Origin of the sequence: Levilactobacillus sp. LN180102 (genome assembly GCF_050106635.1) — a bacterium.
GTDB lineage: Bacteria > Bacillota > Bacilli > Lactobacillales > Lactobacillaceae > Levilactobacillus > Levilactobacillus brevis.
In genome coordinates this window covers 188,412-214,229 of record NZ_JBNIIX010000003.1, presented here as the reverse complement: position 1 = coordinate 214,229, position 25,818 = coordinate 188,412, and the positions used below count along the sequence as shown (strand labels likewise).

Sequence of the window (25,818 nt, the reverse complement as noted above, 5' to 3'; positions counted from 1 at the left end):
AGCCTGATAAGGTTGACATCGAGATAATTCATAAGAAATTGTTGACGGTGATCGGTTCAGCCGAACGCCCATTTGGATATTGGACAGCCCTAGTTCACAAAAGGTTTCGATTTTAATTCGTTCAGAATAGGTTATACTAGACAAAAGATCAGCTCCTAAAAGATGGGTTTGTGGTAAACACCATTTTAAAGGAAGCTGATCTTTTTTGTCCGAACAGCGTTCGGATTAATTTTACAATCTACCACTAAGTAATAATCAACTTGCTCGAACCCTTTTGTGACCATCAAAATATTTTTAACTAATTTTTGAACCGTCTCAACTTGATTATTATATAAAACTGTTGTAATTGAAATAGCCGTCATTTTACACCCCTAAATTAGTAAGCACTATTGGGCTTCAAGAAGACTTTAACGGTTTTCAATAATACCCAGAAGTCAAACGTGATACTTCGCTTCACTATATATTCCAAATCTAACTTAACCATCCCGTCAAAGCCCACTTCATTACGCAATGTCACTTGCCACAATCCCGTGCATCCTGGTTTAACAAATAATCGTTGCCTATCATATTCGGTATATTCTGCAACTTCTCGTGGTAATGGTGGCCGCGGTCCAACTAAGCTCATTTGTCCCAATAAAACATTCATCAGCTGCGGTAATTCATCCAAGCTGTACTTACGAATGAATCTCCCAACGTTAGTCACCCGCGGATCCCTTTTGATCTTAAACATGGCCCCATCGACTTCGTTTTGATCTGCTAACTTTTTTAATAGCTTATCAGCGTTAACAATCATCGATCTAAACTTGTACATTTTAAATGGTTGTTGTTGTTTTCCTAATCTCGTTTGCGAATAAAATACCGGACCTTTCGGATCCTCTAACTTGATTGCAATTGCCACAATCAGAAATACCGGTGATAACAAAATCAGGCCCAGCAAACTTGCTACAAAATCAAATACCCGTTTTACGACACGATACATATAACGATGCCGTTCATGATCCAAGTCAATCACAATCGACTCAGCATGATCTTCTCCATGATCCATTAGAATAACCAAAACCTCTTTTTCTTATTGAGCACCGAAATCCTAGTAAATTCCGGTTTCACAATTTCCTCCCCATTGAGGATTGCTCTAGCGTCATCATTAAACCTAATCGCAACATCTTTACCAGCCTGTTGCTCTAGTTTATTAAAGGCGTCCCCCATTAAGAATCGCCGTCCCTTAAAATTATGCGCATCCGAGGAAAAGGCAAAGCCCATACCACTGCGAATAATCTTAGCGGTTAATTTCTCGACATTATCGCCGAACACTCCAAGATAACTACTACTGGTCAGCTGCGTTAAACACCCCATCTCTACAAAATCATATAACCGGTCCGGTTCCTTCTGAAACCCATGGTTCCGTTCCGGATGGGCAATCACTGGTGTAATCCCACGCGCCTGCAACTCAAAGATCATATCTTCCGTATATTCTGGAATCCCACTGTGCGGTAATTCCAATAGTAGATACTTGCCGCCCTCATCCATAAACAGGATATCGTCGTCATCTAGTGCCCTTAGGAGCTCCCCCGTCAAGTGCACCTCTTGTCCGGGAAAGACTGTTAACGGGATCTTAGCAGCGTCTAGTGCTTCTTGAAAGGCCGTTGTTTTTCTCAATACATCTACCTTATGGTTGGTATATTCGCCATCCATATGGTGCGGTGTCAGCAGAATATGACTAATCCCTTGCGCCACCGCGTCGCGTGCCATACCAAGTGCCATCGGCAAGTCTTTCGCGCCGTCATCCACACCCGGTAAAATATGACAATGTAAATCAACTAACGTCACTTTTTATCATCCGTTCCGTAATAGCCGCCGTAATAACTGCCACCATAATAATTACCACCGTAATAACCCACTGACTTTTGGGCTGTCACACGATTCATCACTGTTCCTAAAATGTTAGCGTGAACAGTCTCCAACAGTTGCTTAGCCCGACGCACCCCATTCTTGTCAGCAATACCTTGTGGCACAACTAAAACCGTCCCATCAATTTGGCTTGCCAATAACTGTGCATCCGTCACCGTATTAACCGGTGGTGCATCAACAATCACCAAATCAAATTCAGCGGTTAGTTCACTTAACAAATTTTCAATTCGTTTACTACCCAATAACTCCGCCGGGTTAGGTGGAACTGGTCCACTTGTGATTACGCTAAGGTCCTTGACCATGGTCTCGCGAACCACTGCCGATAAGTCAGCGTTTCCTGATAGATAGTTCGTCAATCCCATCCGATTACTAACATCGAACGAGCGATGAACGGCTGGTCGCCGTAAGTCAGCATCAACGAGTACAACCTTAGTGCCCTGATCCGCCCAGGTAACTGCCATATTATTACTGATCGTTGATTTTCCTTCAGAAGGTTCCGACGATGTGAACAGAATTGATTGGAGTTGCTTATCAACCGAGGAGAATTGAATATTCGTCCGAATGGTTTTGAACTGTTCTGCAATCATCCCATTGGGCTCTGTATAGCTAACTAAACCGACACCATACTTTAAACTTGTATCATCAAGTTTTTTCTTGTTTCGCTTAAACCACGCCATTGTCGTCACCTACACCCTTCTTCGGCTACGCGCTTCTACTCTGCCATCTGCACCGGTAATTAAGACGTCTGAACTGTGACGTTCACGCGTAATCCGCTTTTTAACTTCCTTATCGTCAATTTCACTAACGATACCTAAGCTGGTCAATCCCAATTCATCCGTCAAGTAACTCTCGGAAGTAACCGTTCGATCCGTAACCTCACGCAATAATGCCAATCCAATACCGAGAATCAGCCCCACAATTAATCCGATTGCCAAATTGATGGTCTTTCTCGGACTGACCGCCGAATAGTTCGGTGTCGCTTTTGACACGATTGAAACATTATGAACGCTCATCATCTTAACAACTTGCTTTTTAAATACTTTGGCGGTTTCATTCGCAATTGTTGCCGCTGTTTTAGCATCCGTTGCCTTAACCGTAATCGAGAATACCTGCGAGTTCTGCTGGTTACTAATTGAAATAGCATTTTTCAATGCACTCATTGATCCCGGATATCCAGGGTAACCGCTGGTTGTGTTATTGACTGTCTTTAAGACAGTTGGGCTAGTAATGATATCCTTATATGTACTAATCATCTGCACGTCGGCTTGTACTTGCTGATACTGTGCCGCCTGCATACTGGCCGATAGTTTTCGATTAACCAATATTTCGGTTGTCGCCTCATATTTTGGCGTCATCACAAAAAAGGTAACAAAAATTGACGCCAAAAAAACTACTAAAGTTGTGATCCAAATTGCTTTGATGTGTTTACGCAAGATACCAAAAATTTGCATCACACTAATTGTTTGCTCAGAATCCATATTTTCCTCCAGTACGGCCTACTACCATCGCGTGTAAGTTTATTTTTCGATGATAATTTTTATCAACATTAATTTTTTTATGCTTATGATAGTATAGCGGGCTTTTTATCAAAAATAAAGGCTTTTCGGGCAAAAATCTTAACATTATAACAAATTAGGTACTTTTAGTTCGTGTTTTAACGAGTTAAACAGCATGTAAAAAAGGCTCACTTATCACATGTTACATGACAAGTGAGCCTTCATTTCGTTTAGCTTTAGTATCCGCCACCTGGCCCGCCAGTATCACCAGTCCCACTGGTTGTGTCCGTAGTTGCTGTTGAACTCGTACTATCCATTTGGGCAATCGTGCCTGTTGTTTTGTGGCTCAATCCCAGAGCTTTACGAATATAGTTGGTAACGCGTTGTAGTTCGGATTTTGAAGCAACCTCCATACTTTGGCTCTCGATTGTCTCGCTAGCTCCTTGCAAATGCGTCGTCTTAATATGTTGCGTGGCCTTACGGTAGTTGGTTGCCAGTGCCGTCAGGTCATTAAAGGTCAAATCCGTCTGAGTCTGCTTCGACAGTGAACTAATAAAGTCCTCATTTAGCAGCGATGAGATTGAATTCGACTTATTCAATAAGGCCATAATGACCTTACGTTGTCGTGTCTGTCGGCCATAATCTCCTAACGGATCATCATCACGCATTCGTGAGTAGGCCAATGCCTTTTTCCCATTCATATGGGTCTTTACACCCTTCTTGAACGTGTAGCCCCCATAGCTAAAGCTCAGCGTTGGCTTCAACGTCACGCCGCCAACCTCATCAATAATCTTTTCCATCCCGCCCATGTTGATAATGGCGTAAAAGTCGATCGGGATGTTCAGCATTTTCTGCACGGTAGTAATCGCCGTCTTAGATTTACCATAAGCGTACGCGGCGTTAATCTTCGAGACACCATAGCTGGTGTAACCCGGAATATTTACTGCGGTATCTCGTGGAATACTGGTAATCGTGGTCTTATTGGTTTGGGGATTAATCGTGACCACCATCATACTATCCGTTCGACCGGCAAATGTTCGGCCCAACGCCCCTGTATCGGTCCCCATTAAGAGAATCGACACCGGTTTCTTGGCCGATAGTACTTCATTAACATTTCGCAACTTCTTGGCTCCCGAAGCCTGATACGTGGTATCCACTGCATTTTTAATACTCTGATATTTTTTCATGCCATACGCTGTGCCCCCGGCAATTAGCACCAGGACCAACAGCAAGAAAAAATTGCGCACATGATGTTTCTTTCGGCGCGGTCGTTGCCGCTTTTCCATTTCCATGGTTTGGTTAGCCACCCTTTCAGCTCGCCTGTCACACTACCAGACGCTCATTCTTATTCCCTGTGTTTCTGTGATCGACTTAACCATTATAGAGGCCCAGCCTTAACACTTCCTAATTCCCGACCAACCTTAAGAAAAAACCAAGAGTACTCACCAATCAGCGTCATTAATCGCAGTTGATTCCACCACGTCTAAGCTTGCGGCTGTTGGGTTAGCAGTTGTACAAGCTCCGGTGCCGAAATCCGGCCAAAATACGCTGGCACATCTATCTGGTCAAAAACCTTCTGAACTGCCGCTGGCGTATACGGGATTCCCGTTAATTGCGTCGTCACCGCGGCAATTGGTAATTGACCAAAGAAATCGCCATGGATTTGGATGGCTTGAATCTGCCCTTGGACAACATCCAAGTCAAACTCAACCGTTCCGCCAGCAAAATGTTGGCGCCGCGTTAATGAATACGCCGGATCCTTACCATAAATCCAGTCCCAGTTATTAAAATACTGGTCCGCTAGCGCCTGAATTCCTGCCCGATCCGTTGAACTCAACTCATAATGTTTAGCCGCGGATAAATCGTCCACTTCCAGAATTTCTTTAGCCAAGGTATCCCGAAAGTCTTCAATCGTCAGATTCTGATAGGCCGCGTCAAAGTACGGTTTCAAGTTGGTCACCCGACTACGCACCGACTTGATCCCCTTAGAGGCCAATTTATCCGCCGGCACCCGCAACGCCCGTTCAATCTGCGTCTGATCCACGTCATACATCAAGGTACCATGAGAAAACATCCGTCCCTGTTCAGCATGCATCGCGTTACCCGAGAACTTCTTGCCATCAATCGTTAAATCATTACGTCCCGTCATGGCTGCCCCAGTTGCCCCCATCCGATGAAGGGCCTTAATCACCGGGTCCGTGAAGCGTTTAAAGTTTCCCACAGCATCTCCGTCATCACGGGTGATAAAACTAAAACTCACATTGCCTAGGTCATCATAAACTGCTCCGCCACCGGACGTTCGTCGGGTCAAAATAATCTGATGGTCCTGAACGTACTGCTGATTAATCTCCGCTAAAACATTTTGGTAACGCCCCACAATAATACACGGCGAATTAATATAGAAGTATAAGATGGGCTCCGTTAAATCGGCATGTTCCATCAAATACGTTTCAATCGCTAAATTTTGCCGAATATCTAAACTTGAACTGGCTAAATAACGCATCACGTCATCCCTCTCGCAAGAATTAAACTTAGTGTACCACGAAATGGAAACGCTACCGTGATATTTTAGCCCGTACCTGACTATGCCGATAGCCGTAGCTAACGTAGACGATTAAACCCAACACTACCCACACGCCAAAAGCCGCCCAAGTAAAGGCTTGCAGTTGCGTCATCAGGTAAACACAGGCGAGAAATGAGGCAATCGGTAAATACGGGTACCACGGCACCTTGAAAGCTGTATCCAAATTTTTAAATCGTTCATCATGCCGCAAAAAGACAATCCCCAACGAAACCATCGCAAATGCTGATAACGTGCCGATATTTACCAATTCGGCAATCTTATCAATTGGGATCAACGCTGCAAAGATACTGGCTACCATGCCAAAAATCCAGGTGTTGGCCACCGGAACGTGTGTCTTGGGGTTCAAGCGTTTCAACGCTGCCGGTAAGAGACCATCTCGACTAATAGCAAATAATAACCGCGTTCCGCCATACGACATCACGATTAACACCGTTGTCATCCCCACAATGGCCCCAAATGAAATAATTCCCGAAGCCCAGTTCTGGTGCACCAACGTTAAGGCTAAAGCCACCGGATCAGCCACGTTTAATTTCGTGTAGTGTACCACCCCGACCAACACAGCAGAAAGACTAATATACAGCACCGCCGCAACCAGCAGTGAACTAATAATCCCAATTGGCATATTACGTTTGGGATTCTTGACCTCTTCACTCGCCGTCGACACCGCATCGAAACCAATATAGGCATAAAAGGCGACCGCAGCTCCTTTAAAGATCCCGCTGGTTCCAAACGGCAGAAATGGCTTATAGTTTGCCGGTTTCACATAAAAGATGGCGATTCCGATAAATAACAAAATGACTAAAATCTTCACAACCACCATAATGTTATTAATCCGCGCCGATTCCCGAATTCCCTTGGACAATAGCCACGCTACCAGCATCGTGATGATTAAAGCAACCACATCAATTCCCCCACCTTTGACGCCAGCCGTACCGGCCGCCGCTTGGAAGAAGGCTGGTAGCTTTAGACCAAACCCCGCTAAGAGATTCTGAAAGTACGACGACCAGCTCACCGCCACCGAGGAAACTGCGAACAGGTACTCGGAGATTAACGCCCACCCTAAAATCCACGCCACAAATTCACCAAAAACCGCGTACACATAGGTATACGCACTGCCCGCTAACGGAATCGTTGAAGAAAACTCCGAATAACACAACGCCGCCATCGCACAAACGACCACGGCAATCAGGTAGGATAACATCACCCCAGGACCTGTATAATTAGCCGCAATTAATCCAGGCGTGATGAAAATCCCTGACCCAACAATTGCGCCAATTCCCATCGTGGTCAGACTAAATGCTGTTAGGGTCTTTTCCAATCCAGTTTTTCGATATAAATCCGTTTGGACTTGTTTCTTAATAAAGAGTCGTTTTGGCCATTTCAAGACGCCACCGCCTTTCACGTTAAATGAGATTTTGATTAGATTAATTACAATAGTTTAATTTGGTTTCTGCTAAAAGTCAATAGATTCTCCCACAAAACTCGGCCTTTGCAACAGTTGCGTTGCCCAATTCATCTCCCAACTTTCCCAAGATGATGCCACCAATTCCAAAAAGACTAAATCATTCTTTGATCTTTTTTTACTATATAAGGCACTTAAAACTCCCAGTCAATTTTCGATAATTCGCCATGATTTTTTAATCTTAGGGTTTACAAATCTCAAAAAGGTGCTAATATTAGTGCCACAAGATAAAAAACGGAGGAAAGACAAGTACGTTTGGTCAACCTGCCAGTGAGTTGGGACTTAGTGTAAACCCAATCAGTGTGGATCTTACGGAATAACCCTTTCTTAGTTGCTACCTGAAATGACCCGGGTCATAGTAGGGCGAGCCGTCACCGATACGTTACCATCGGGGAGTATGTTTGTACTCTGATTGAGTTGGTTTATCGTTGCATAAACAACTTGGGTGGTACCGCGAAAAGTCTTTCGTCCCTAGATATCTAGGGACGGGAGACTTTTCTTTTTGTCTTAAATTTAAATTGAAAAGGAGTAAGGACGATGCATTTAATCATTCCAGATTCATACGATCCAAAATTATCAGTCAAAGACACGCAACGGGCCATTCGCTACATTCGAGAAACTTTCCAAGATGAATTCGGTGCCCAACTGAATTTATCCCGCCTATCCGCACCTATGTTTGTCGAAAAATCAACGGGTCTCAATGATAATCTGAACGGGATTGAACAACCCGTGTCCTTTACCATGCAAGACATGGGCGATTCACAGATTGAAATCGTCCACTCCTTGGCTAAATGGAAGCGCGTCGCTTTAAAACGTTATGGTTTTAACCTCCACGAAGGCCTCTACACCAACATGAACGCCATCCGTAAAGACGAAGACCTCGATAACTTCCACTCAGCGTATGTCGATCAATGGGACTGGGAAAAGGTGATCACCAAGGAAGAACGGACGCTCGATACCCTGAAACAAACCGTTCGGCAAATCTTTAAAGTTATCAAGCACATGGAACACGAGGTTTGGTACAAGTTCCCCGAAGCCGTGCATCACTTACCTGACAAAATTCATTTCATCACGACTCAGGAACTCGAAGATCGCTTCCCTGATCTGACCCCTCGGGAACGCGAAAACGCCATCACCAAGGAATTGGGCTGTGTTTTCTTAATGCAAATTGGGGGAGCCCTCAAGAGTGGTAAGCGCCATGATGGTCGGGCTCCTGACTATGACGACTGGCAATTAAACGGCGATATTCTCTTCTGGTATGAGCCATTGAAGCAGGCCATTGAAATCTCTAGTATGGGTATTCGCGTGGATGCCGAGTCCATGCAGCGTCAATTAAAGATTGCTGACGCGGAAGATCGACTGAGCCTGCCTTACCACCAAATGGTCTTACATGAAGAAGTGCCTTTTACCATCGGTGGCGGCATTGGTCAGTCGCGGCTATGTATGCTGCTATTAGGGAAGGCGCACGTGGGCGAAGTCCAAGCCGCCTTATGGCCCCAAGCCATGATCGACCAGTGCGAAGCTGCTAATATTCATTTGCTGTAAAAACCACCAACTAATCCTTTAATAATCTGGGATTAGTCTGACAATTAAACAGAAAGCCATCTAGCTTCTCTTAGTGAGAAATTAGATGGCTTTTTAATGTGTTCCTATTATTTACTAGATCAACGTAGCTCCGATAACTGTTGCTCCACGCTTAATACTTGAAGTAGTGCCTGTGCACATTCTCGACCTTTATTTCCCCCTTTTCCACCCGCACGATTCAATGCTTGATCCATATTAGCCGTCATCAGTACACCAAACATCACCGGAATAGGTCCTGTCAACGAAGCCTGAGCCAGCCCAGCGGCGCTTTGCTGACAAACATAGGTATAGTGATCCGTTTCCCCTTGAACAACCGCACCTAGGGCAATAACACCGTCAATAACCCCCGTTTCACTCAGTCGCCGCGTCACCCGCGGTAATTCCATCGCGCCCGGTACTTGGACAACTAGAATATTTTCTTCCGGTATCCCCGCCTGTCGCAACGCCTGCTGCGCACCGGCCAGTAATCTGGTGGTTACCAAGTCATTAAAATCTGCGACAACAATTCCCACCTTAACGGGTCGCGTTATCGGTAAGCCTAAAATCTCAGTCATTATTTGTCACCTCATTTAAGATATGATGGAACTTATGCTTCTTTGTTAGTAGATAATCCCGATTTGTCCGAGTAACCCCCACTTCTAGAGGCTCACGCTGAGTAATCGTGATGCCTGCTTGGGATAATTGTTTCACCTTATCAGGATTATTGGTCAGTAGGCGAACCCGTGTCAGTCCCTGAGCGTGTAAAATAGCCGCGGCCCGTTCGTAACGTCGCGCATCGGCAGGTAAGCCAAGTTGTTCATTCGCTTCTACCGTATCGGCTCCCTGGTCTTGTAAGGTATAAGCACGTAACTTATTGATTAAGCCAATGCCACGTCCTTCCTGACGTAAATACAAAATAGCACCACGACCGGCAGCCGCAATTCGCCGCATTGACTCTTGCAGCTGGGCACCACAATCACAACGTTGCGAACCAAACACATCCCCCGTCAAGCATTCACTATGAACGCGTAATAATAAGGATTTCTGCCCCGTCACATCACCATAGGTCAGTAAGAGATCTGGTTGCTCATCGCCATTCTCAAAATCCTGTAGGCTGAACTCACCATACGCTGTCGGGAGTTTCACCCGTGAGATTGGTGAAACAGTCTGAGCTACGCGATAAGCCTTAATCTCTGAAATCGTAATAAATGGAATTTTCAGTCCTTCCGCCAATGCTTTTAGATCCTTACGACGAGCCATCTGACCATTTTTCTTGAGAATCTCGCAAATATAAGCAACTGGCGTCACCCCACATAAACGAGCCAAATCAACGGCTGCTTCCGTATGTCCCTCACGTTCTAAGACGCCATTGGCTCGTGCAATCAAAGGAAAGAGATGTCCGGGGTGATAAAAATCATCCCATGTGCTGGTTGTCACCGCTAACTGATGAATTGTTGCGGCGCGGTCAATGGCAGAAATCCCCGTGCTGGTACTCCGCGCATCTAGGCTACTCGTAAATGCCGTCTGAAAAGCATCGCTACTGTGCGGCAACATTGGTAGCAACGACAACCGTTGTGCAATTTCTGGTGCCATGGGCGCGCACAATAATCCCCGAGCATGTGTCACCATTTGATTGACCGTGTCCGGTGTAACCAATTCTGCCAATCCCACTAAGTCTCCCTCAGCTTCACGATCTTCAGCATCTGCTACGATAACTAACTGACCACGCTTTAACGCCGTCAAGGCATCCTCAACTCGACTAGTCATCAGTCATCCCCCCTAACTGGTACTGGCGAACCACGTACTTCCCCAAAATATCTGTCTCTACATTCACCTGATCACCGCACTGTAGATGACCAAGACTCGTATGTTCCAACGTATAGGGAATCAGCGCTACCTGAACCGTCTGACGAGTAACTGCCGTAACCGTTAAACTAACACCATCCAAGGCCACAGCACCCTTTTCAACCAAGTAAGGAGCTTGATCAGCTGATACATCAAAGGTCAACCGGACTGCGGTCCCTTCAGTATGACTTGCTCGTAAGGTTGCTGTGGTGTCAACGTGCCCCTGAACGATATGTCCATCCAATCCTTGATCTGCTCGTAAAGCAGCTTCCAGATTGACCTGCATACCAGTCTGCCAAGTTCCCAGTGTCGTACGCTGCAAGGTTTCAGCCATTGCAACAACGGTAAATGCTTCGTCAGTCACTGCGGTTAAAGTGAGGCAGATCCCGTTCACGGCGATGCTGTCCCCGACGTGTCGTGTCTGATGAGCCCGTGTCGTTTGAATAACGAGCTGTGCTCCCGTGGCTGTTTTATTTATTTGTCGAATGTAACCTTGATCTGTAATTATTCCTGTGAACATTTACGTTGCCTCCTAGTTGTCAGCTTGACATCATTTCCTAAAAGCGTCGTTACCGGCGGTGTGTAAGCCCGTTTGGGACTGGGCCAATCAGGGGCGTACACAGCCGGTAGTCCCGCACCACCAATTAACAACGGACTGAGATAAATGACTAATTGATCCGCCAAGTCATCTCGCACGAAAGCTGCCTGTAAATGACTGCCGCCTTCAACTAAAAGTGCTTGAATTCCTTGCTGATAACACAATGCTGTAATCGCTGCTGGTGACCACGTTGTTCGGGTAAACACGCGAACCTGCTCTGGTAATTGACACGTTGCTGGGTGGGTGGTCAACAACCAAATGGGCCCCGGCGCCTTAAACAAGGGGTGATTGGTATCGATATGTTCAATGTCATGAAGCACCACCATTCGAATTGGCACTGGTTCATCTATTGTCGCATCGCGGATGGTTAATCGCGGATGATCGATAGTTAGCGTCCGCTCACCAATCAAAATAGCTTGTTGCTGTCGTCGTAGCTGTTGACTATCAGCCATCGCAGCTGCTCCTGTCAAATAGGTTCGTTGGGCTTCCGCCTGATTAACCTTACCGTCTAGTGACATAGCATACTTTACAGTCACTTGGGGTCGATGATGCTGATAATAAAAATTGTAAGCCGGGTTCAGCGCCGTGGTTGAATCCAAAACACTCACAGAAATCCCCGCTGCACGTAGCTTAGAAATGCCGCGGCCAGCAACTAATGGATTAGGATCGCGTTGTCCAATCACTACCCGACCAACTCCCACTTCAATCAAGCGATCAGCACACGGCGGTGTTTTACCAAAATGGCTACATGGCTCCAAGGTGACATATAAGGTCGCGCCTTGCGCCTGTTGCGGTCGCTGGAGCTGGGCCAACGCATCAATCTCTGCATGCTGTTGACCATACCGATGATGATAGCCCACCGATAAGATTTGCCCATGCTTAACGAACACGGCCCCCACCAATGGATTGGTCCAAGTATGCCCAGAACCCCGGCGGGCCGCTATGACGGCTTGTTGCATAAACAATTGTTCCAACAATTCTCATTCACCTCACGAAAAAAGGGCCCCGCAGTTAAACATGCGGGGCCCCAATTTAATAGTAAGCTAAATAAGATCTCATACGAGTTCACACTTAAAAAAGTGCGCACAGAAGTACGACATTAGCGTTCGTTTCTTCTCCCATCCAGACTATACTGTCGGTCCCAGACTCACACTGGGTCAACCACGTTAAACGTGGGTCACGGACTTCAACTTTAAGTTGTCACCGTCGGTCGGGAATTTCACCCTGCCCCGAAGAAATCATATTCAGTTTTCAACAACCACTGTACACCATTTTTTAATTTGCAACAACCTTGAATCACTGGCTAAGCCATTTATTTCTTCAGTGATTCATCCAATGCTTCTACATTTTCAATCGGTCCGACCACCGTTAATACGTCATGCAACCGGACAACATCGGTGGGTTGTGGGGAGATGTTGATCTTCCCTTCATGCTGAATCGCAATTACCGTCAAATCGAACCGCTGCCGCAGGTTCAAGGCAACTAGATCTTGATCGACAAAGTGCGGGTCCGTAATCACGACTTCAGCCAACGTGTACTTATCACTGAGGTCAATAAAATTCAAAATATGATTGGACAGTAGCTTACGAACAATCCCATGCCCCATATCCCGTTCTGGATAAGTCACCTGATCGGCCCCCACGCGTTGGAGCACCCGGCCATGGTCACTGGTTTCTGCCTTAGCAATCACCTTTTTAGCCCCCAACTCCTTGGCTAACATAGTAGTCAGAATGCTGGCCTCCATATTGTTACCAATTCCTACAATCACGTAGTCAAAGGTATCGATATTTAGCCCGCGTAAGACATCTTCATCCCGCGTATCTGCGATTAATGTTTGGGTAGCGATATCCATCATTTCATTGACGGGTTCTTCTTTTACGTCCACGGCTAGCACATCTTGGTGTTCTTCTGCCAGTGTCTGAACGACGCTCTGTCCAAATCGTCCGAGACCTAAGACTGCAAAACTTTTCTTCATGAATGATACCTCCTAACCAATCAAGACATTTTCTTCAGGATAACGAATCTTATTAACTGTGGTTTGCCGCTTAGACAGTGAATATAGCGATGTGAAAATGCCTACCCGACCGATGAACATCAGTAACATAATGACCAACTTACCAATCACGGTTAGATGCGGCGTCAATCCCAGACTTAAGCCCACCGTTCCAAAGGCAGATAACACTTCAAACAGGATGTACTCCAGACCAAAGCCCTTAGGAATTTTCTCAGTTTGCGTCAGAATCAACGTGGCCACGACCATGACGATGCTGGCCAAAAAGATCAATAGTAATGCGCGGTTAATATTGCTAGCACTAAAGCGCCGCCGACTAAACTCAACGTCTTTTTTCCCGCACAATTGGGCAATGCTTTGGAGCATCAACACACCGAACGTCGTGGTCTTAATCCCACCAGCAGTAGACCCAGGCGTCCCACCAACAAACATTAAGATCATAATCAGAAAAATACTCCCTGATTGCAGACTATTCGTTGGCACGGTAATCAACCCAGCCGTCCGGGGGGTCACACTCAAAAATAGCGTATTGATCGTTCGGTTAAACCATGAAGTATGCGCAGGTAGGATCGATAGATTGCGCTCCGTAACCAGTAACAACAAAAAGCCAATAACAAACAAAGCGCCGGTGGTTGTCAATGTCAGCTTAGAATTGAGCGTTAGCCGTTTGCGTTCGTGAAATAACAGCAGATCGCGCCAGACCAAGAACCCTAATCCGCCACCAATAATCAAAATAATGGTAACTAGTAGCAGATAGGAATCATTTCGAAAGCGCATTAGACTGTCCCCAAAGACATCAAAGCCGGCGTTACAAAAGGACATGACCGCATGGTAGACCGAGATGTACAGCCCCCGCACCCAGCCATAGCGGGGCACAAAGTCAACTGCTAGTAGTAGACTCCCACCAATCTGAAATAATGCCGACAAGCCGACGACATAGGTCATTACGCTTTTAGTATCACTTAAATTTTCTAAGTTTAGCGACTCTTTAACCATCAATTGCGTTGACAGGTCCAGGTTGCGCCGCATGAGATTAAATAACAATACCGCAAAGGTCATGTACCCTAAGGCACCAATTTCAGCCAATCCTAAAATGATTACCTGACCAAAAATTGACCAGTGTTCCGCCGTATTAACGACCGTTAACCCGGTAATACAGGTCGCTGAGGTCGCCGTAAAGACTGTATCAATAAAGGAAGTCCCCCGCATGCCATTGGTCGCGACCGGTAGGCTCAAAAGCACTGTACCAATCGTAATCAAGAAGACAAAGCCCCAGACCATTTTTTTAGAAAGCGTATCGAATAATTGTGACTGCTTAATTTTTTCCATGAGTCTCCGTTCCTCTTCTATTCATCTCAATTCAGCTTAAGCCAAAGATGAACGGAACACAACACTTATCCAACTGAAAATCAGATTTTAGCCCCGGTAGAAAGCGCTTGCAATATTAGTGTGAATTTTCTACACTCAAGTTGTCAGAAGCGATTAACCAAAAAAGTTAGAGGAGATGCTTTTATGCCAGCACCCTTATTACTTCAACCCGTTTTCCACGAAAAAATCTGGGGCGGTTCTCAGCTGAGATCCCGGTTTAACTATCCCATTTTCTCCGACCACACCGGTGAGTGCTGGGGAATTAGTGGTCATCCCCACGGATTATCGACGATTAAGAACGGCCGCTATCAGGGGCAAAGCCTCGCAGCCGCTTGGCACGCTCACCCCGAACTGTTCGGCCACCGCGATACGCAACAGCCTTTTCCGTTGTTGACCAAAATCCTAGATGCCCAACAGGATCTCTCGGTTCAGGTTCACCCCGATGACTCCTATGCGCGAGTGCATGAACACGAACTAGGAAAAACTGAGTGTTGGTACGTCATTCACGCTGAGCCAGACGCCCAACTCTATTACGGTCACCATGCTCAGACGCGATCACAATTGGCAGCGTGGATTCACACGGGGAACTGGCAGGCCCTATTTCGCCGGATACCAATTAAAACCGGAGATTTCTTTTATGTTCCAGCCGGAACCGTCCATGCGTTAGGCGCTGGCACCATGGTCTTGGAAACACAGCAAAGTTCAGACACAACGTATCGGCTTTACGATTTCGATCGAGTGGACACACACACTCATCATAAACGTCGGCTCCACCTGAAACGGGCTATTGACACGATTCAAGTTCCCCACCGCGATCCCATACTGACAGTGACCACAACAAGCGACCATCATTTTATGCAGACGAATTTCGTTCAAGCTCCCGCTTTTACTGTTGTTAAATGGGACTTGAACGGAACCCATACTTTTCACCAAGCCGCAACTGACTTTACGTTAGTTTCCGTTCTAAACGGTACGGGAACCCTCACCATTGCCGAACAGCCTTACCCATTACGAGCAGGAGATCATCTCATTTTACCGTCAACCGTCACTGACTGGCAGATACACGGTGATCACCTAAGTTGTATTGCGACGTTACCTGGACCGGATATTTAAATCAATTCACAAAAAAATCCCCACCATCGCTGGTGAGGATTTTGCCAATCGTAATATCGAAATATTAACGCTTGGAGAATTGTGAAGCTTTACGGGCCTTCTTAAGACCTGGCTTCTTCCGTTCTTTCATACGAGCGTCACGGGTCAACAGACCAGCGCGCTTCAATGGGCCACGGAAATCTGGGTCAACTTCGAGCAATGCCCGAGCAATCCCATGACGAGTTGCGCCGGCTTGACCGGAGAAACCGCCACCACGCACAGTAACTAATGCATCGTAGTTACCAAGCGTTTCCGTAACGTTGAATGGTTGTAAGACAACTTCACGAATACTTGCAAATGGAATGTAGTCTTCGATTGCCTTGTTGTTCATAACAATTTTACCTGAGCCGGGTACTAAACGTACACGAGCAGAGGAGTTTTTACGACGGCCAGTGCCGCGATATTGAACTTGTGCCAATTTGGTTTCCTCCTTAGATTAGGTTAGTGATGTCTAATACTTCTGGCTTTTGAGCTTCGTGCTTGTGGTCTGCACCAGCATACACGTGAAGCTTCAATGCCATTTGGTGACCTAAGGAGTTCTTAGGAAGCATGCCTTGGACAGAAGTTTCGATCAATTTTTCTGGGTTTTCATCCCGGAAGTTACCAGCAGTCCGTGACTTCAAACCACCGGCGAAGCCAGTATGGTGGTAATAAATCTTGTTAGACGCCTTACGGCCAGTTAAAGCAACTTTTTCAGCGTTGATCACGATAACGTTATCGCCAGTGTCCACGTTAGGGGTGAACGTTGGCTTGTTCTTACCACGTAAGATTGAAGCAACGACTGAAGCAAGCCGACCTAAACTAACATCGGTTGCGTCGACGATGTACCATTTGCGGTCAACGTCGTTAGGTTTTGCCATATAAGTTGTACGCACGTTAAATTCCTCCATAAATCTGTGTTTGTCTGACACCAAGTAAACTTTCCGGGGCTTATCGTGGGGCAAACAATACCAACGACTATGATACAAAGTTTTTCCCATAAAGTCAATGATTGTTTGTCCCTTGAACTTAAATTATCGCTGATGTTGCGGTAATTTTGTCGGATGTTGCGGATCTTCCCCCTGATAATAGACGTGTTTCAAGTACAGTCCGGCCGCCGGCACCGTCCGCCGCGCCTGCTTACGATCCTTGACCTCATACAAGCGTAAAACATCATGAACCGGTCGGGTGCCCGACCCAATTTCGACTAACACGCCCACCATAATCCGGACCTGGTTGTACATAAAGCCATTCCCGTAGAATTCAAAAACTAACTCATGATTGGCCTCATCAATGTGGCAAGTGGCTTCATAGATAGTCCGCACGAACGTCCGCGTTTGGGCACCCGAGGCAACAAAACTCGTATAGTCATGTTCACCTACCAGATCAGCCAAGGCAACATTGATCTTTGCCAAATCAACTGGAAACTTCCAATGACCCGTATAGTTTCGCTTAAAGGGATTACGGAATTCGCCCATGTCCATGCGGTACTGATACTGTTTACCAGAGACATCATAACGCGCGTGGAAAGTCGGGGCGACCTCCTCAACCTTTAAGACCTCCATATCCATCGGTAACATGCTGTTTAAGCCCTTGCGCATGTTATCCGCAGGGATGAGAAAGGGAAAGTCGAAATGAACCACCTGCGCCAAAGCATGGACGCCTGCGTCAGTTCGTCCAGAACCATAGATCACAATTGCCGGATCAGGTTGTTTAGCCATTTTGTTGACCACATCGGTCAGTGTACTCTCCACAGTGCGCTTATTGGGTTGCCGCTGGAACCCAGCAAAATTGGTCCCGTCATACATTAAAGTGACTTTATAACGTTGCATTTGTTCCTCCTACCAATGACGAAAAATTAAAATCGCCACAAATCCAAGTAAAAATAATAGCCAAGTGACGGTATCACGCCGTTGCCAAGTTAAGATTCGGTACTGACTCCGGTGTTCACTATCTTGATACCCTCGCGCTTCCATCGCTGTCGACAAATCCTCAGCACGATTAAACGCACTCATAAATAAAGGCACCATTAGCGGAATTAAGGACTTGGCTTGCTTGAACAAGCCCCCTTCCCCAAAATCAACGCCTCGAGCACGCTGAGCATTCATAATCTTAGTGGCTTCGTCCATTAACGTGGGTACAAATCGCAAGGCAATCGATAACATCATCGCCAAGGTATCAACGGGCACTTTCACCCACCGTAATGGTTTCATCAATGATGCCAGCCCGGTGGCAATGTCTAGTGGCTGAGTCGATAGTGTTAATAACGTCGACATCATGATAATTAAGAGAAAGCGAACAAAAATATAGCCAGCGTTAATCAATCCATCTTGCGTGACATTAATAAAGGCCCAGTGGAAATACGTGTGTCCCCCAGCTGGACTGAATAAGAGCTGTAACACGACCGTAAAGACGATTAACCAAAGCAAGGGGCGAATTCCCTTCAAGAAGAATCCAAGGCTGATTTTAGACGACAAAATAGCGCCTACTGTAAAAGCAATGAGAATCGCATAACTCCAGATATTGTTGGCCAAGAAAACAACAATAATATAGCAAAAGCTCAGCATTAATTTCGCTCGGGGATCTAATCGATGAACCACTGAATCCAACGGTAAATACCGCCCAAAGATAAAATTAGACATGATCTGCCCCCCGCTGGGCCCACTGCTGGGCTAGATAGTCGGCTAATTGATCGGCCGTTAAGGGCTGTTTAGGAAAGGTTAATCCCCGATCACGTAATCGGCGAGCAAATTGTGCCGCTTGTGGCACATCCAACTGGTGGTCTTGGAGCCACTCACGATTACTAAACACATCAGCTGGAGTTCCAAATTTCATGAGGCGACCTTCATGCATCACCGCAACCTGCTCAGCATACTGGGCAACATCCTCCATTTGATGCGTCACTAATACAATGGTTAAGCCTTGTTCTTGATGCAATCGGGCAAATAATCGCATCATTTCCTGACGACCTTGGGGGTCCAATCCAGCGGTCGGTTCATCCAAAACCAACACTTTTGGCTGCATGGCTAAGACACCAGCAATGGCCACCCGCCGCATCTGACCACCGGATAACTCAAACGGTGACCGCTCTGCATAACTCTGATCCAACCCGACAGTCGTTAACATCTCATCAGCTAACGCCAGCGCATCGGCCTCGGCCATACCGAAGTTCTTAGGACCAAAGGCAATGTCTTGTCGGACAGTCTCTTCAAACAACTGATTTTCGGGAAATTGAAAAACCATACCAACATGCTGACGCAGTGGTTTCAAGGCCGCATTGGTTGTCTCCGGGGTAATCGTAAATTCATCAATTTTGATGGTGCCACTCGTCGGCTTTAACAAGGCATTCAGTTGCTGAATTAGGGTTGATTTACCACTACCCGTATGACCGATAATTGCGAGATAGCCGCGATCGGGAACCGTCAATGAAACGTCCGTCAACGCAGTATGGGCCATTGGCGTACCCGCTTGATAAGTATAAGTTACGTGTTCGAAAGCGATTGCCACAGCCATTCCTCCATTTCCGCCGCGGTTTGATACGTCGTCGGTGGTGTAATTCCCCGCTGACGTAAAGCCGCTTTTAATTTCTCAGTAAAGGGTAGATCTAATCCCATCTCAACGAGCTGGGTACCGCGCTCAAAGATTTGTGATGGAACTGCCTCGTCTACTAGCCGACCATCATCAATCACCAAAACCCGATCGGCACTAGCCGCCTCATCAATATCGTGAGTAATCGAAATAACCGTTAAATTCTGTTGCTGACGTAGCTGGCGCACAATTGCTAGCATTTCAATACGACCCTGAGGATCTAACATGCTCGTTGCTTCGTCTAAAATTAGAATTTTGGGCGCAATTGCCACAATCCCAGCTAATGCTACCCGTTGTTTCTGGCCCCCGGATAAAGAACTGGGTTCTCGCTGGGCAAAACTGGTCATACCTACCTGGGCTAATGCAGCTTGTACTCGCGGAACCATTTCATCACGCGAAATTTGACGATTCTCAAGTCCAAAAGCCACATCGTCCTCAACCGTGGCCCCAACGAACTGATTGTCTGGATTCTGGAAAATCATGCCAATTTGCTCCCGCACCTGCCAGACAGTTTCCGGCGTTAGCGTGATTCCGCCAACGGTCACACTGCCTTGGGTAAACGGCAATAATCCATCTAATGATTTAGCCAGCGTTGACTTACCACTCCCATTATGGCCGACAATTGCCAACCACTCGCCAGCGTGAACGGTAAAACTCACATCAGTCAATGCGGGTGCCTGATTCTCATCGTATTGATAGGTTAAGTGATCCACACTAATGATATTTTCTGTCATCTTACACCGTCTCCCTCAGCAAAGTCATCAGTAATTATACCAAAGTTTTATAAAACCGCGAACCCCCGCAATCCCCACCAGGTAAAAAAGGGTATAAAAAAATCACTAACAAACTAGCGGCGCTGAGGCTTTCGCCCCCATTCAAGCTAGACTCGGGGAATTCCCATCATCATAACGCTCTATACCACATAGTCCTAGTGATTAATTTGAAACTTATTGACCGCGTTTAGGGACGCGATTACTCCCTGTAACCAATGACTGATTAGTCAACGAATTCCAAGATAGCCATAGCAGCACCATCGCCACGACGAGGCATTGTCTTCATAATCCGCGTGTAACCACCCTTACGATCAGCATACTTAGGTGCTAATTCGCTGAAGACCTTTTGCAATGCGCTGGTAACAACCACATCATCGCCGTCTTCTTTAACATCAGCAACTACGTTACGAATGAACGCAGCAGCTTGACGCCGGGCGTGCAAGTCGCCTTGCTTACCCAAGGTAATCATTTGGTCAGCCGTCTTGCGAACTTCCTTAGCGCGTGCTTCAGTCGTTTCGATGCGGCCGTTCAAGATTAAACTAGTGGTCAAATCGCGTAACAAGGCACGACGTTGAGAACTAGTCCGTTGTAATTTACGGTAACTCATAACCAGAAACCCTCCTTTGAGTGTCTAAAATTAGTCTTCCTTCCGAAGTGACAAACCTAAGTCAGCTAACTTAGCCTTAACTTCTTCAAGGGACTTGCGACCCAAGTTACGAACCTTCATCATGTCTGCTTCGGTCTTATTGTTCAATTCTTGAACCGTGTTGATACCAGCACGCTTCAAACAGTTGTAAGAACGAACGGATAAGTCGAGCTCTTCGATGGTCATCTCAAGCATCTTTTCCTTATGCGTTTCTTCTTTTTCAACCATGATTTCTGCATTCTTAGCTTCGTCCGTCAAATCAACAAACATTGCCAGATGTTCAGTCAAGATCTTAGCAGCCAGAGCAATGGCTTCGCTTGGATTAATTGAACCGTTTGTCCAAACATCCAGGGTCAATTTATCGTAGTCAGCTCGTTGGCCAACCCGTGCATTCTCTACTTGGTAGTTAACCCGTTCGATTGGGGTGTAAATAGAATCCACAGCTAAAACGCCAATTGGCATGTCAGTGTTGCGAGTTTTGTTCTCGTCAGCAGAAACATAGCCCCGGCCCTTATCAGCTGTCATCCGCATATGGAACGTTGCACCATCCGCAACTGTTGCAATGTACAGATCTGGGTTCAAGATATCAACGTCGGCTCCGGCAACAATATCACCAGCGGTGATTTGAGCAGGACCCTTAACGTTGATCTCCATCGTTTCTTCCTGATCATCAGAGCCATTAAGCTTCAACGCAATCTTCTTAACATTTAAGATGATTTGCGTGACATCTTCAACGACACCTTCGACAGTCGAAAATTCATGCAGAACCCCGTCGATTTGAATGCTGGTAACAGCTGCACCAGGTAATGAAGAAAGTAAGATCCGCCGTAAGGAATTTCCTAGCGTTGTCCCGTAACCACGTTCCAACGGTTCGACAATAAACTTACCGTAGTTGTTACTTTCGTCAATTTTATGAATGTTAGGCTTTTCAAATTCAATCATTCTTATCGTTTACCCCTTTCAAACCGCGTTGAGCTCCTATAAGTCAATCCCATCATGAAGGTTGCCCTCATTAATGAAACGCTCACGTTAAACCCGACGGCGCTTTGGAGGACGAGTCCCATTATGAGGCACTGGGGTAACGTCACGAATAGCCGTGATTTCGATCCCAGCAGCTTGGATGGCCCGAATTGCAGATTCACGTCCTGAACCAGGACCCTTAACAGCAACTTCAACGGACTTAATTCCGTGTTCTTGTGATGCTTTAGCAGCGGCTTCAGCAGCCATTTGAGCAGCAAATGGTGTTGACTTCCGACTACCCTTGAAACCTAAGGCACCGGCTGATGACCAAGCGATCGCGTTCCCTTGAACGTCAGTAATCATGACCAAAGTGTTGTTAAACGTAGCATGGATATGTGCAACCCCGGCTTCAATGTTCTTTTTCACCCGACGTTTGCGACTAGTTTTTCTAGTAGCCATAAAGTGTTAACCCTCCTTTACTTCTTCTTCCCGGCAATCGAAACAGCTTTACCCTTCCGAGTGCGGGCGTTATTCTTGGTGTGTTGACCGCGAACAGGTAAACCGCGACGGTGACGCATTCCACGGTAAGAACCAATTTCTTGCAAGTTCTTGATGTTCAGGCTAACTTCACGACGTAAGTCACCTTCGACCTTGTACTTGTCGACTTCGGCACGAACCTTGTCTTCTTGATCGGGTGTTAAATCACGAACCCGAACGTCTTCAGGAACACCGGCATCAGCAACAATCTTGTGAGCCGTGTTAATTCCAATTCCAAAAATGTAAGTCAAACCGTAAGCGATTCGCTTATCACGTGGTAAATCCACTCCAGCAATACGTGGCATTTAGGTGCACCTCCTATAATATTGAATTACTTACCCTGGCGTTGTTTATGCTTAGGGTTAGCTGAGCAAATAACCATTACTCGGCCCTTACGCTTGATAACCTTGCAGTGTTCGCACATTGGCTTAACTGATGGTCTTACTTTCATGAATATCCCTCCTACATCTGTCCCGGCCGCTACTTAAAGCGATAAGTGATCCGGCCCTTAGACAAGTCATACGGTGACATTTCAACAGTTACTCGGTCACCAGGCAGAATCCGGATGTAGTGCATCCGAATCTTACCGGAAACGTGAGCGAGAATCTCATGACCGTTTTCTAATTCGACCCGAAACATCGCGTTAGGCAATGTTTCGGTAACTTTACCTTCGACTTCGATGACATCGCTTTTCGCCACGAAAGTACCTCCCTTTTATTTGTGTGTTAACCACACGTAAAAGCGGTAGAATCCACAATTGGACCCCACCTAGCACCTGTGAATCGCGACAGCGCGCCATTTACAGGCTAAACCTGAATAAGCTTACCATAATTCATGCTTAGACGCAAGAACTAAGCGACTTCCTACAGGTTCTTCAGGATCTTTTCGATGTCGACATAGACGTCATCAATGTCACGGTCACCATCAACCGTAAATAATAAACCCTTTTTCGTGTAGTAATCAACCAGCGGCGTATTCATTTTCAGATTAACTGCTAACCGATTCTTAACTGTTTCAGGCTTATCATCTTCACGTTGATAGAAGTCATGACTACCACAGACATCACACGTACCCGCAACTTTAGGTCGCTTGTATAACTTGTGGTAAGTTGCGCCACAGTTACGGCAAATGTAACGACCAGAAAGGCGTTCTACCAAGACTTCTGGTTCGACGTGAATATTAATCACGGCGTTGATGGTCCGGTCAAGTTCAGGTCCAAACGTATCTAACGCTTCAGCCTGAACAATTGACCGGGGGAATCCATCTAACATGAACCCATCTTTGGTATCATCTTGAGCTAACCGATCATGAACGATACCGTTCGTCACTTCGTCCGGCACCAATTCACCTTTGTCGATAAATTTCTTGGCAGCCAAGCCCATTTCAGTTTCGTTCTTCATTGCCTCACGGAAGATATCTCCCGTGGAAATATGTGGCAAATGGAACTCATTGATAATCTTTTCGGCTTGGGTACCCTTACCGGCGCCCGGTAAACCCATGAGGATTAAATTCATTGCTGTCATGTTCATGCTCCTTCTTCGAAATTTTCCCGAAAAACACAAGCAGGTGTGCCAATTAGATCAACACACCCGCTGGAAACTCATTAAGCTGGTTCTGGATCTTGGATAAAGCCAACGTATTCGCGCTTCATCATCAATCCGTCAACTTGTCGCATCGTTTCAATGGCAACCCCAACCACGATTAAGAGGCTGGTACCACCTAAACCAATTGACTCATCTAAGTTCCAAAGGTTCTGGGCTAATAACGGAATTAAAGATACGAATCCTAAGAAGAGAGCCCCAACAGTGCTGAGACGCATCAACAAACTGGAAACGTACGATTGCGTTTCGTGACCAGGCCAAACACCAGGAATATAGCTCCCCTGCTTTTGCAGGTTCTCCGCTAACTTTTCTGGGTTAACTTGCACGAACGCATAGAAGAACGTGAACACAACGATCAGAACAGTGTACAAAATAGCACCATCGAGCGTCTGCATGTTAAAGACGTCCGTCAACGTTTGGTACCATGCATCTTGAGAGTGGGTGTTTTGGAACGCCATCAGAATAGTCTGTGGCGTGGCAATAAACGAACTCGCGAAGATGACGGGGATAACCCCCGCAACATTAACCTTCAACGGTAAGTAGCTACTATCTGGCGAACCAGACACGCGGCGTGTATATTGAATAGGCACCCGGCGTTCCGCTTGTTGAACCCACGTAACGAAGGTCACAATAATTAGAACTAACACGATTAACCCAAGAATAAACAGACCACTCTTCCACCAACCGCTTGACGAAACATCGACGAAATAAGTTTGATAGAGTTGATAAACAGATTTTGGTGTCCGGGCAATGATCCCCGCAAAGATGATCATTGAAATCCCGTTACCCAAGCCCCGATCGGTGATCATATCACCCATCCAAGTGGTCAACATCGTTCCACCGGTTAAGATTAACCCGATGGAAAGATATGTCTCGACACTCGGATTTTGAACTAATTTCAGTGAACTTAAAGCACTGAAACCAGCCGTGATCCCGATGGACTGAACAAATGCTAACGCAATTGCTAAGTACCGTGTTGCTTGATTCAATTTCCGTCGACCAACGTCCCCTTGCTTACTCCACTCAACGAAGCGCGGAACGATGTCCATTTGTAGCAATTGAATAACGATTTGTGCAGTGATGTAAGGCGAAACCCCCATCGCGAAGATGGAGTAGTTTGATAACCCACCACCACTGAAGGTATCTAAAATACTAACCAATCCAGAAGACGCAACGCTTTGAAGTGCCTTTGCGTTAATGCCGGGGACGGTAATATAAGTACCCAACCGAAAGACAATCAAAACCAATAGAGTAAAGAGAATCTTATTACGAATGTCTTTAATCTTAAAGGCGTTTTTCAAGCTTGATAGCATTAAATCACCTCAGTTTTACCACCAGCAGCTTCGATAGCTTCAGCAGCTGATTTAGAGAACTTAGCGGCCTTGACCGTCAACTTCTTTGATAACTCACCGTTACCCAAGATCTTAATACCGGCTTTTTCGTTTTTAACGATGCCAGCTTCAACCAAGGCAGCTGGAGTTACTTCTGCGCCATCATCGAAGACATTCAATGCGGACAAGTTTACGACAGCAAATTCCTTACGGTTAATGTTGGTAAACCCACGCTTTGGAATCCGACGGTACAATGGCATTTGGCCACCTTCAAAGCCCAAACGAGTCTTGCTACGAGCCTTTTGACCTTTTTGGCCACGACCAGCAGTCTTACCGTTACCAGAAGAATCACCACGGCCAACTCGGTTACGAACCTTCCGTGAGCCTTCAGCAGGTTTTAGTTCATTCAACTTCAT

At 46.2% G+C, this 25,818-nt stretch carries 31 protein-coding genes and 1 riboswitch; of the genes, 2 read left to right on the top strand and 29 right to left on the bottom strand.

Translation table 11 applies throughout. The features are described 5' to 3' along the window. From ACP4IT_RS03575 to ACP4IT_RS03540, 8 genes are all read right to left on the bottom strand, one after another. Positions 1-144, bottom strand: a 144-nt coding sequence (locus tag ACP4IT_RS03575) for a helix-turn-helix domain-containing protein (RefSeq protein WP_141707575.1), incomplete at its 3' end; no start/stop codon positions are given. 232 nt (positions 145-376) lie between these two features. Beyond that, positions 377-1,045, bottom strand: a complete 669-nt coding sequence (locus tag ACP4IT_RS03570; RefSeq protein WP_323373110.1) for a sugar transferase — start codon at positions 1,043-1,045, stop codon at positions 377-379. Next, positions 1,045-1,827, bottom strand: coding sequence for a tyrosine-protein phosphatase (locus ACP4IT_RS03565; RefSeq protein ID WP_407337163.1), 783 nt, complete (start codon positions 1,825-1,827; stop codon positions 1,045-1,047). The genes ACP4IT_RS03570 and ACP4IT_RS03565 overlap by 1 nt, the downstream gene beginning before the upstream one ends. Further along, the gene (locus ACP4IT_RS03560) at positions 1,824-2,585 is read right to left on the bottom strand and encodes a CpsD/CapB family tyrosine-protein kinase (RefSeq protein WP_179136654.1); all 762 of its coding nucleotides are present in this window, start codon (positions 2,583-2,585) and stop codon (positions 1,824-1,826) included. Before ACP4IT_RS03560 ends, ACP4IT_RS03565 begins: the two co-directional genes overlap by 4 nt. Before the next feature lie 9 nt (positions 2,586-2,594). Next, complete coding sequence (locus ACP4IT_RS03555) at positions 2,595-3,386, bottom strand: YveK family protein (RefSeq protein ID WP_015474013.1); 792 nt, start codon at positions 3,384-3,386, stop codon at positions 2,595-2,597. 254 nt (positions 3,387-3,640) lie between these two features. Next, positions 3,641-4,696, bottom strand: a complete 1,056-nt coding sequence (locus ACP4IT_RS03550) for an LCP family protein (RefSeq protein WP_267160837.1) — start codon at positions 4,694-4,696, stop codon at positions 3,641-3,643. A gap of 191 nt (positions 4,697-4,887) precedes the next feature. Further along, positions 4,888-5,907: a lipoate--protein ligase gene (locus tag ACP4IT_RS03545; protein ID WP_128491971.1), complete on the bottom strand. Its 1,020-nt coding sequence runs from the start codon at positions 5,905-5,907 to the stop codon at positions 4,888-4,890. Between the two features lie 52 nt (positions 5,908-5,959). Beyond that, positions 5,960-7,372, bottom strand: a complete 1,413-nt coding sequence (locus ACP4IT_RS03540) for an APC family permease (RefSeq protein WP_024855526.1) — start codon at positions 7,370-7,372, stop codon at positions 5,960-5,962. 615 nt (positions 7,373-7,987) lie between these two features. Here ACP4IT_RS03540 and asnA point away from each other — a divergent pair. Further along, positions 7,988-8,995 carry an aspartate--ammonia ligase gene (gene asnA / locus ACP4IT_RS03535; RefSeq protein ID WP_011668348.1) on the top strand — a complete coding sequence of 336 codons (1,008 nt, stop codon included), beginning with the start codon at positions 7,988-7,990 and terminating at the stop codon, positions 8,993-8,995. Positions 8,996-9,114: 119 nt separating this feature from the next. Here asnA and ribH read toward each other — a convergent pair whose 3' ends face one another. The 6 genes from ribH to ACP4IT_RS03505 form a co-directional block, all read right to left on the bottom strand. Continuing rightward, the gene (gene ribH / locus ACP4IT_RS03530; protein ID WP_011668349.1) at positions 9,115-9,588 is read right to left on the bottom strand and encodes a 6,7-dimethyl-8-ribityllumazine synthase; all 474 of its coding nucleotides are present in this window, start codon (positions 9,586-9,588) and stop codon (positions 9,115-9,117) included. Further along, positions 9,581-10,780, bottom strand: a complete 1,200-nt coding sequence (ribA, locus tag ACP4IT_RS03525) for a GTP cyclohydrolase II (protein WP_086231667.1) — start codon at positions 10,778-10,780, stop codon at positions 9,581-9,583. The genes ribH and ribA overlap by 8 nt, the downstream gene beginning before the upstream one ends. After that, positions 10,773-11,378, bottom strand: a complete 606-nt coding sequence (locus ACP4IT_RS03520) for a riboflavin synthase (RefSeq protein WP_226769660.1) — start codon at positions 11,376-11,378, stop codon at positions 10,773-10,775. Before ACP4IT_RS03520 ends, ribA begins: the two co-directional genes overlap by 8 nt. Further along, on the bottom strand, positions 11,363-12,433 hold the full coding sequence (ribD, locus tag ACP4IT_RS03515; protein ID WP_024855524.1) for a bifunctional diaminohydroxyphosphoribosylaminopyrimidine deaminase/5-amino-6-(5-phosphoribosylamino)uracil reductase RibD: 1,071 nt from the start codon (positions 12,431-12,433) through the stop codon (positions 11,363-11,365). The genes ACP4IT_RS03520 and ribD overlap by 16 nt, the downstream gene beginning before the upstream one ends. 129 nt (positions 12,434-12,562) lie before the next feature. Then, positions 12,563-12,697, bottom strand: a riboswitch (FMN riboswitch). 71 nt (positions 12,698-12,768) lie between these two features. Beyond that, positions 12,769-13,431, bottom strand: a complete 663-nt coding sequence (locus tag ACP4IT_RS03510; RefSeq protein ID WP_015474022.1) for a potassium channel family protein — start codon at positions 13,429-13,431, stop codon at positions 12,769-12,771. 12 nt (positions 13,432-13,443) lie between these two features. Further along, positions 13,444-14,796 carry a TrkH family potassium uptake protein gene (locus tag ACP4IT_RS03505; RefSeq protein WP_226769661.1) on the bottom strand — a complete coding sequence of 451 codons (1,353 nt, stop codon included), beginning with the start codon at positions 14,794-14,796 and terminating at the stop codon, positions 13,444-13,446. Positions 14,797-14,979: 183 nt separating this feature from the next. Here ACP4IT_RS03505 and manA point away from each other — a divergent pair, with 183 nt between their 5' ends. Further along, positions 14,980-15,948, top strand: a complete 969-nt coding sequence (gene manA, locus ACP4IT_RS03500) for a mannose-6-phosphate isomerase, class I (RefSeq protein ID WP_011668465.1) — start codon at positions 14,980-14,982, stop codon at positions 15,946-15,948. 64 nt (positions 15,949-16,012) lie between these two features. Here manA and rpsI read toward each other — a convergent pair whose 3' ends face one another. From rpsI to rplO, 15 genes are all read right to left on the bottom strand, one after another. After that, the gene (rpsI, locus tag ACP4IT_RS03495; protein ID WP_011668466.1) at positions 16,013-16,405 is read right to left on the bottom strand and encodes a 30S ribosomal protein S9; all 393 of its coding nucleotides are present in this window, start codon (positions 16,403-16,405) and stop codon (positions 16,013-16,015) included. A 13-nt stretch (positions 16,406-16,418) separates the two neighbouring features. Next, complete coding sequence (gene rplM, locus ACP4IT_RS03490; RefSeq protein WP_011668467.1) at positions 16,419-16,862, bottom strand: 50S ribosomal protein L13; 444 nt, start codon at positions 16,860-16,862, stop codon at positions 16,419-16,421. Between the two features lie 138 nt (positions 16,863-17,000). Then, positions 17,001-17,798, bottom strand: a complete 798-nt coding sequence (truA, locus tag ACP4IT_RS03485) for a tRNA pseudouridine(38-40) synthase TruA (protein WP_011668468.1) — start codon at positions 17,796-17,798, stop codon at positions 17,001-17,003. A gap of 9 nt (positions 17,799-17,807) precedes the next feature. Beyond that, a complete protein-coding gene (locus ACP4IT_RS03480; protein WP_011668469.1) occupies positions 17,808-18,608 on the bottom strand; it encodes an energy-coupling factor transporter transmembrane component T family protein in 801 nt (266 codons plus the stop codon). Continuing rightward, positions 18,601-19,473 (bottom strand): energy-coupling factor ABC transporter ATP-binding protein, encoded by an 873-nt coding sequence (locus tag ACP4IT_RS03475; protein WP_024526565.1) that lies wholly within the window; start codon positions 19,471-19,473, stop codon positions 18,601-18,603. The genes ACP4IT_RS03480 and ACP4IT_RS03475 overlap by 8 nt, the downstream gene beginning before the upstream one ends. After that, positions 19,449-20,288: an energy-coupling factor ABC transporter ATP-binding protein gene (locus ACP4IT_RS03470; protein ID WP_011668471.1), complete on the bottom strand. Its 840-nt coding sequence runs from the start codon at positions 20,286-20,288 to the stop codon at positions 19,449-19,451. The genes ACP4IT_RS03475 and ACP4IT_RS03470 overlap by 25 nt, the downstream gene beginning before the upstream one ends. A gap of 262 nt (positions 20,289-20,550) precedes the next feature. Further along, a complete protein-coding gene (rplQ, locus tag ACP4IT_RS03465; protein ID WP_011668472.1) occupies positions 20,551-20,934 on the bottom strand; it encodes a 50S ribosomal protein L17 in 384 nt (127 codons plus the stop codon). A gap of 30 nt (positions 20,935-20,964) precedes the next feature. Beyond that, on the bottom strand, positions 20,965-21,915 hold the full coding sequence (locus tag ACP4IT_RS03460; RefSeq protein ID WP_011668473.1) for a DNA-directed RNA polymerase subunit alpha: 951 nt from the start codon (positions 21,913-21,915) through the stop codon (positions 20,965-20,967). 87 nt (positions 21,916-22,002) lie between these two features. After that, positions 22,003-22,392, bottom strand: a complete 390-nt coding sequence (rpsK, locus tag ACP4IT_RS03455) for a 30S ribosomal protein S11 (RefSeq protein WP_011668474.1) — start codon at positions 22,390-22,392, stop codon at positions 22,003-22,005. 17 nt (positions 22,393-22,409) lie between these two features. Continuing rightward, positions 22,410-22,775 (bottom strand): 30S ribosomal protein S13, encoded by a 366-nt coding sequence (gene rpsM, locus ACP4IT_RS03450; RefSeq protein ID WP_011668475.1) that lies wholly within the window; start codon positions 22,773-22,775, stop codon positions 22,410-22,412. A gap of 26 nt (positions 22,776-22,801) precedes the next feature. Further along, positions 22,802-22,921 carry a 50S ribosomal protein L36 gene (rpmJ, locus tag ACP4IT_RS03445; protein WP_011668476.1) on the bottom strand — a complete coding sequence of 40 codons (120 nt, stop codon included), beginning with the start codon at positions 22,919-22,921 and terminating at the stop codon, positions 22,802-22,804. 29 nt (positions 22,922-22,950) lie between these two features. Further along, the gene (infA, locus tag ACP4IT_RS03440; RefSeq protein ID WP_011668477.1) at positions 22,951-23,169 is read right to left on the bottom strand and encodes a translation initiation factor IF-1; all 219 of its coding nucleotides are present in this window, start codon (positions 23,167-23,169) and stop codon (positions 22,951-22,953) included. Positions 23,170-23,333: 164 nt separating this feature from the next. After that, positions 23,334-23,993, bottom strand: coding sequence for an adenylate kinase (locus ACP4IT_RS03435; protein ID WP_011668478.1), 660 nt, complete (start codon positions 23,991-23,993; stop codon positions 23,334-23,336). An 80-nt stretch (positions 23,994-24,073) separates the two neighbouring features. Then, positions 24,074-25,384 (bottom strand): preprotein translocase subunit SecY, encoded by a 1,311-nt coding sequence (secY, locus tag ACP4IT_RS03430; protein ID WP_011668479.1) that lies wholly within the window; start codon positions 25,382-25,384, stop codon positions 24,074-24,076. Continuing rightward, on the bottom strand, positions 25,384-25,818 hold the full coding sequence (rplO, locus tag ACP4IT_RS03425; RefSeq protein WP_011668480.1) for a 50S ribosomal protein L15: 435 nt from the start codon (positions 25,816-25,818) through the stop codon (positions 25,384-25,386). The genes secY and rplO overlap by 1 nt, the downstream gene beginning before the upstream one ends.

Coding starts and splice junctions, on each gene's coding strand:
- ribA (WP_086231667.1), bottom strand. CDS start 10,780: ATGACTAGTCGAGTTGAGGATGCCTTGACGGCGTTAAAGCGTGGTCAG.
- ACP4IT_RS03550 (WP_267160837.1), bottom strand. CDS start 4,696: ATGGAAATGGAAAAGCGGCAACGACCGCGCCGAAAGAAACATCATGTG.
- manA (WP_011668465.1), top strand. CDS start 14,980: ATGCCAGCACCCTTATTACTTCAACCCGTTTTCCACGAAAAAATCTGG.
- ACP4IT_RS03505 (WP_226769661.1), bottom strand. CDS start 14,796: ATGGAAAAAATTAAGCAGTCACAATTATTCGATACGCTTTCTAAAAAA.
- truA (WP_011668468.1), bottom strand. CDS start 17,798: ATGCAACGTTATAAAGTCACTTTAATGTATGACGGGACCAATTTTGCT.
- rplO (WP_011668480.1), bottom strand. CDS start 25,818: ATGAAGTTGAATGAACTAAAACCTGCTGAAGGCTCACGGAAGGTTCGT.
- rpmJ (WP_011668476.1), bottom strand. CDS start 22,921: ATGAAAGTAAGACCATCAGTTAAGCCAATGTGCGAACACTGCAAGGTT.
- rpsM (WP_011668475.1), bottom strand. CDS start 22,775: ATGCCACGTATTGCTGGAGTGGATTTACCACGTGATAAGCGAATCGCT.
- rplQ (WP_011668472.1), bottom strand. CDS start 20,934: ATGAGTTACCGTAAATTACAACGGACTAGTTCTCAACGTCGTGCCTTG.
- ACP4IT_RS03470 (WP_011668471.1), bottom strand. CDS start 20,288: ATGACAGAAAATATCATTAGTGTGGATCACTTAACCTATCAATACGAT.
- ACP4IT_RS03480 (WP_011668469.1), bottom strand. CDS start 18,608: ATGTCTAATTTTATCTTTGGGCGGTATTTACCGTTGGATTCAGTGGTT.
- secY (WP_011668479.1), bottom strand. CDS start 25,384: ATGCTATCAAGCTTGAAAAACGCCTTTAAGATTAAAGACATTCGTAAT.
- ACP4IT_RS03555 (WP_015474013.1), bottom strand. CDS start 3,386: ATGGATTCTGAGCAAACAATTAGTGTGATGCAAATTTTTGGTATCTTG.
- ACP4IT_RS03520 (WP_226769660.1), bottom strand. CDS start 11,378: ATGTTCACAGGAATAATTACAGATCAAGGTTACATTCGACAAATAAAT.
- ACP4IT_RS03570 (WP_323373110.1), bottom strand. CDS start 1,045: ATGGATCATGGAGAAGATCATGCTGAGTCGATTGTGATTGACTTGGAT.
- ACP4IT_RS03460 (WP_011668473.1), bottom strand. CDS start 21,915: ATGATTGAATTTGAAAAGCCTAACATTCATAAAATTGACGAAAGTAAC.
- asnA (WP_011668348.1), top strand. CDS start 7,988: ATGCATTTAATCATTCCAGATTCATACGATCCAAAATTATCAGTCAAA.
- ribH (WP_011668349.1), bottom strand. CDS start 9,588: ATGACTGAGATTTTAGGCTTACCGATAACGCGACCCGTTAAGGTGGGA.
- ACP4IT_RS03510 (WP_015474022.1), bottom strand. CDS start 13,431: ATGAAGAAAAGTTTTGCAGTCTTAGGTCTCGGACGATTTGGACAGAGC.
- rpsK (WP_011668474.1), bottom strand. CDS start 22,392: ATGGCTACTAGAAAAACTAGTCGCAAACGTCGGGTGAAAAAGAACATT.
- ACP4IT_RS03435 (WP_011668478.1), bottom strand. CDS start 23,993: ATGACAGCAATGAATTTAATCCTCATGGGTTTACCGGGCGCCGGTAAG.
- ACP4IT_RS03560 (WP_179136654.1), bottom strand. CDS start 2,585: ATGGCGTGGTTTAAGCGAAACAAGAAAAAACTTGATGATACAAGTTTA.
- ACP4IT_RS03545 (WP_128491971.1), bottom strand. CDS start 5,907: ATGCGTTATTTAGCCAGTTCAAGTTTAGATATTCGGCAAAATTTAGCG.